This is a genomic window from Streptomyces flavofungini (assembly GCF_041028215.1).
Taxonomy (GTDB): Bacteria; Actinomycetota; Actinomycetes; order Streptomycetales; family Streptomycetaceae; genus Streptomyces; species Streptomyces flavofungini_B.
In genome coordinates this window covers 1-4298 of the sequence record NZ_JASKYR010000730.1, presented here as the reverse complement: position 1 = coordinate 4298, position 4298 = coordinate 1, and the positions used below count along the sequence as shown (strand labels likewise).

2 protein-coding genes and 1 pseudogene are annotated in these 4298 nt (G+C 74.1%); 2 read left to right on the top strand and 1 reads right to left on the bottom strand.

The genetic code is table 11. The annotated features are described in order from the left end of the window. Positions 1-149: 149 nt before the first annotated feature. Positions 150-695, top strand: a pseudogene (locus AB8Z36_RS33340) (helix-turn-helix domain-containing protein); the annotation flags it as partial. 205 nt (positions 696-900) lie between these two features. Next, complete coding sequence (gene helR / locus AB8Z36_RS33335) at positions 901-3138, top strand: RNA polymerase recycling motor ATPase HelR (protein ID WP_369217126.1); 2238 nt, start codon at positions 901-903, stop codon at positions 3136-3138. Between the two features lie 62 nt (positions 3139-3200). On the opposite strand, the gene AB8Z36_RS33330 is transcribed toward helR, so the two are convergent. Beyond that, positions 3201-3815: a hypothetical protein gene (locus tag AB8Z36_RS33330; protein ID WP_369217125.1), complete on the bottom strand. Its 615-nt coding sequence runs from the start codon at positions 3813-3815 to the stop codon at positions 3201-3203. Positions 3816-4298 lie beyond the last annotated feature (483 nt).

The window sequence follows — 4298 nt, the reverse complement described above, 5'->3', positions numbered from 1 at the left end:
GCCTACGACCACGCCCGCCTCCCCGGCCGTGCAGGTGACCCCGCGTACGGCCGGGACCGACCGGCCCGAGGCCCTCGGCAGCGACACCGACCGCCTCGACGCGGAGGCCGTGCCGACCCCCTGACCCACCGGCGCCCGGCGACGCCGACATCCTGACCGAGGCGGCCGTGACAGGTCGCCGACTGCCCCGGGAGGAACTGACCTCRCGCCGCGCGCCGGGCGCGCGGGCCGCCGAGGCGGGGCTCGCCCGGCGGGCGCTCGTACGCGAACACCTCACCGCCMCCCGCCTCCACGGCCCGGCGACCGGCGACCACCTGCTCGCCGCGGTGGCGCAGGCCATCGACGCCTTCGCCGAGGGCCATGAGCGCGCCCGGTTCGGCCTCCGCCTCTCCCCCGCGCACGGTGGAGAGCCGACAGCGCGGCCGCTTCGGCGACCGCGACATCCTGCTCAGCACCAAGGACGGGCGCCTGGTGTGCGTCGCTCCCGCGCACCAGGAGGACGTCCTCGCCCACTTCGACAAGCCCGTGCTGCACGCCGCCGACGTGCTGATCCTCTGCTCGAAACGCTCCAGGCCCACTTCGCCGCGGGGTGCGTCACCGCGCAGGCGGCGCGGCGCCTCTCGCTGAGCGTCCGGGCGCACACCTGCCGCCTCGACCGGGTCCACACCCTCACCGGCTCCGGCCCGGCGGACCCCAGGGATTCCCGCGGAGGGGGCAGAGGGGGCCGACGGCTTCGTCCGGACGGAGCGGATGGCGCAACAGTAAAGGCAAGAGGGGAATCCCACCTCTTGCCACTCTTAATTTATAGCGCACAGGGGGGCTTGCGGCAAGGCCCCCACCGTCCCGCACAATCGCTGGTCTCACCCATTGTGACCTGCGAAAACGGGAGATCAGCTGAGTATGCCCCCACTGACCACCAGCGCCTTCGACCTCGCCGGCAGCCTCTCCGCCAAGGCCGACGCGCGGCTCATCGCCGACGACGAGCGGCACTTCGAGGCCATCGCGCGGAGCCTGGAGCAGGCGATCACCGAGCTGTCCGACCGCCTCGACGCCGAACGCAGGGCGCCAGGCGGTCTGGGCCGCGAGGCGCTGGAGCGGGACCTGGAGATCCACCGGCTGACCGGCCGTCTGCGGGCCCTGCGCCGCTTCGGGCTCGATCTGTGCCTCGGCCGGGTCGTCGGCGCGGACGGCTCCGAGCCCGTGTACATCGGGCGCCTCGGTCTCACCGACAGCACCGGCCGGCGGCTGCTGCTCGACTGGCGCTCCCCCGCGGCCGAGCCCTTCTTCGCCGCCACCCACGCCAGTCCGATGGGCCTCGCGAGCCGCCGCAGGTACCGCTGGACCGACGGCCGGATCAGTGACTACTGGGACGAGGTGTTCACCGCCGACGGCCTCGAAGGGCACGCCGCGCTCGACGACCAGTCCGCGTTCATCGCCAGCCTCGGCACCAACCGCTCACCCCGGATGCGGGACGTGCTGTCCACCATCCAGGCCGACCAGGACGCCATCGTCCGGGCGGATTCCCGCGGCGCCCTCGTCGTCGACGGCGGTCCCGGTACGGGCAAGACCGTCGTCGCCCTGCACCGCTCCGCCTATCTGCTCTACTCCGACCCCCGCCTCGCGGGGCACAGCCGCGGCGGTGTGCTGTTCGTCGGACCGCACCAGCCCTATCTCGCGTACGTCGAGGACGTCCTGCCCAGCCTCGGCGAGGAGGGCGTGCGCACCTGCACGCTGCGCGACCTGGTCGCCGAGGGGGCGGACGCGGCCGTCGAGAGCGACCCGGAGGCGGCCCGTCTGAAGTCGACCGTGGACATGGTCGGTGCCATCGAGAAGGCCGTCAGGTTCTACGAGGACCCGCCCGCCGAGGGCATGTCGGTCACGACACCCTGGTCCGACGTGTGGCTGAGCGCGGCCGACTGGGCCGAGGCGTTCGCGGCGGCGGAGCCCGGCACCCCGCACAACGAGGCGCGCGATGAGATCTGGGAGGAGCTGGTCACGATCCTCCTGGACAAGCACGACCTGGACGACGACCCCGACGACGAGGGGCCGGGCGAGTACGGAGCGGACGGATACGGGCCGGACGGATACGGGCCGGACGGGCACGGCGGCGGGGTCTCGGCCGACCTGCTGCGCAAGTCCTTCCTGCACAACCGGGAGCTGGTCGCGGCCCTCCACCGGGCGTGGCCGCTGCTCGAAGCGTCCGACCTCGTCGGAGACCTGTGGACGGTGCCCGCCTACCTGCGCATGTGCGCCCCCTGGCTGAGCCCCGAAGAGGCGGCGAAGCTGCGACGCGCGGACCCCGGCGCCTGGACGGTGTCGGACCTGCCGCTCCTGGACGCGGCACGGCAGCGCCTCGGCGACCCAAAGGCGGCCCTGCGCAAGCGGCGGCGTGCCGCCTCGGTCGCCGCCGAACGCGAGCGCATGGCGGGGGTCATCGACAACATGGTCGCCGCCGACGCCGACGGCGAGGGCGCGGTGACGATGCTGCGCGGCCGTGACCTCCAGGACAGCCTCGTCGACGAGGGCGCGCTGCCCGCCGCGGACCCCGAGCCCCTCGCGGGGCCGTTCGCGCACATCGTGGTGGACGAGGCGCAGGAACTGACCGACGCGGAGTGGCAGATGCTGCTGCTCCGCTGCCCGTCCCGGAGCTTCACCGTCGTCGGGGACCGCGCGCAGGCCCGGCACGGGTTCACCGAGTCCTGGCGGGAACGGCTCGGGCGGATCGGCGTCGACCGGGCCGAGGTGGCCTCCCTCAGCGTCAACTACCGTACGCCGGAGGAGGTCATGGCCGAGGCCGAGCCGGTCATCCGCGCCGCGCTCCCGGACGCCAACGTGCCCGCCTCCATCCGCAGCAGCGGCCTGCCCGTCGTCCACGGGTCGGTCGACGAGCTGGACGCGGTCCTCGGCGACTGGCTCGCCGCGCACCCGGACGGAACCGCCTGTGTCATCGGCGATCCCGGCTTCCGCGCCACCGCACGGGTGCGGTCGCTGACCCCGGATCTCGCGAAGGGGCTCGAGTTCGACCTGGTCGTGCTCGTCGACCCCGAGGCGTTCGGCGAGGGCGTCGAAGGGGCGGTCGACCGCTATGTCGCGATGACCCGGGCGACCCAGCGGCTCGTCGTCCTCACCCCTTCCTGACCGTCCTCACCCCTTCCTGACCGGCCTCTCCGCGTCCGTCTCCCCGGCCGTCCTGCGGTTTCTCAGGTCGGGTCGCCGAGGGCCGTCAGGCCCTCCAGGGCGGCCTGGCCGTCGCCGCAGCACACCCCGCACACCAGCCGGGGCCTTCCCGGTTCGCCGTCGACGTCGTACGCGAGGCGCTGCGCGGCCCCACGGGTGCGCAGGTCGAAGCCGCACCGGGCGCAGAGCAGGCCCATCAGGCCCGCCTGGCGCACCGTCCAGGTCGGCCACTCGGCGGCGAACGAGGACAGGCTCAGCATCGCCGGTCCCGTGGGGCGCGCCTCGCAGTAGGCGAAGGCGAAGCCCGGCGAGTCGGCGGGGAGTTCGTCGAGCAGTTGCTGGAGCGGCGGCACCCAGCGCACGAGTCTGGTCAGCTCGGGGAAGGGGACGCGGACCTCCTGTCCCGTGCGGCGGCCCGCCTCGCGCCCCCGGGGCGGGCGGAAGGCGACGACGACCTGGTGCGGCACCTTGAGGGTGTCCAGGTCCCGCGACAGCTCCGCGGCCGAGGTCTCCCACTCCCCGGCCGGGTGGTCGCGCCACATGGCGAGGCCTCCGCCGGTCAGAATGCTTGAGGTCCGTACGATCCCGCCGACGCGGCGCTGCGCCGCCTGCTCGTCGTCGGTCACCAGTCGAGCCATGGACTTGCCTCCTTCGTTGTGACGTCCACGTGGCCGAATGCCGTGCGAGGCCATCGCCCCGCACAGGAAGGAGGTCAAGTCGAGGGCGGGAGAACGCCCTGGGACCGCTCGGCCGTGGCCGCCGGTCGGAGAGTCCTGTTACGCCGCCGAACGCGCGCACCAGGAATCACCATCGCCTCCGGGGTCTGGGGAAGCCGGGCGTCGACCACGCCCACATCCACCATGTGTGCCCACGCCGACCGAAGGTCAGGCATGAATTCCGGTATGTCTTCAGTGGGTGGCCGAAGCCCGTCGGGTTGGTTTCACAGGGTGTGAGGGGCGGGGGCCCCCCCCCCCCCCCCCCCCCCCCCCCCCCCCCCCCCCCCCCCCCCCCCCCCCCCCCCCCCCCCCCCCCCCCCCCCCCCCCCCCCCCCCCCCCCCCCCCCCCCCCGTCTGGGGAAGCCGGGCGTCGACCACGCCCACATCCACCATGTGTGCCCACGC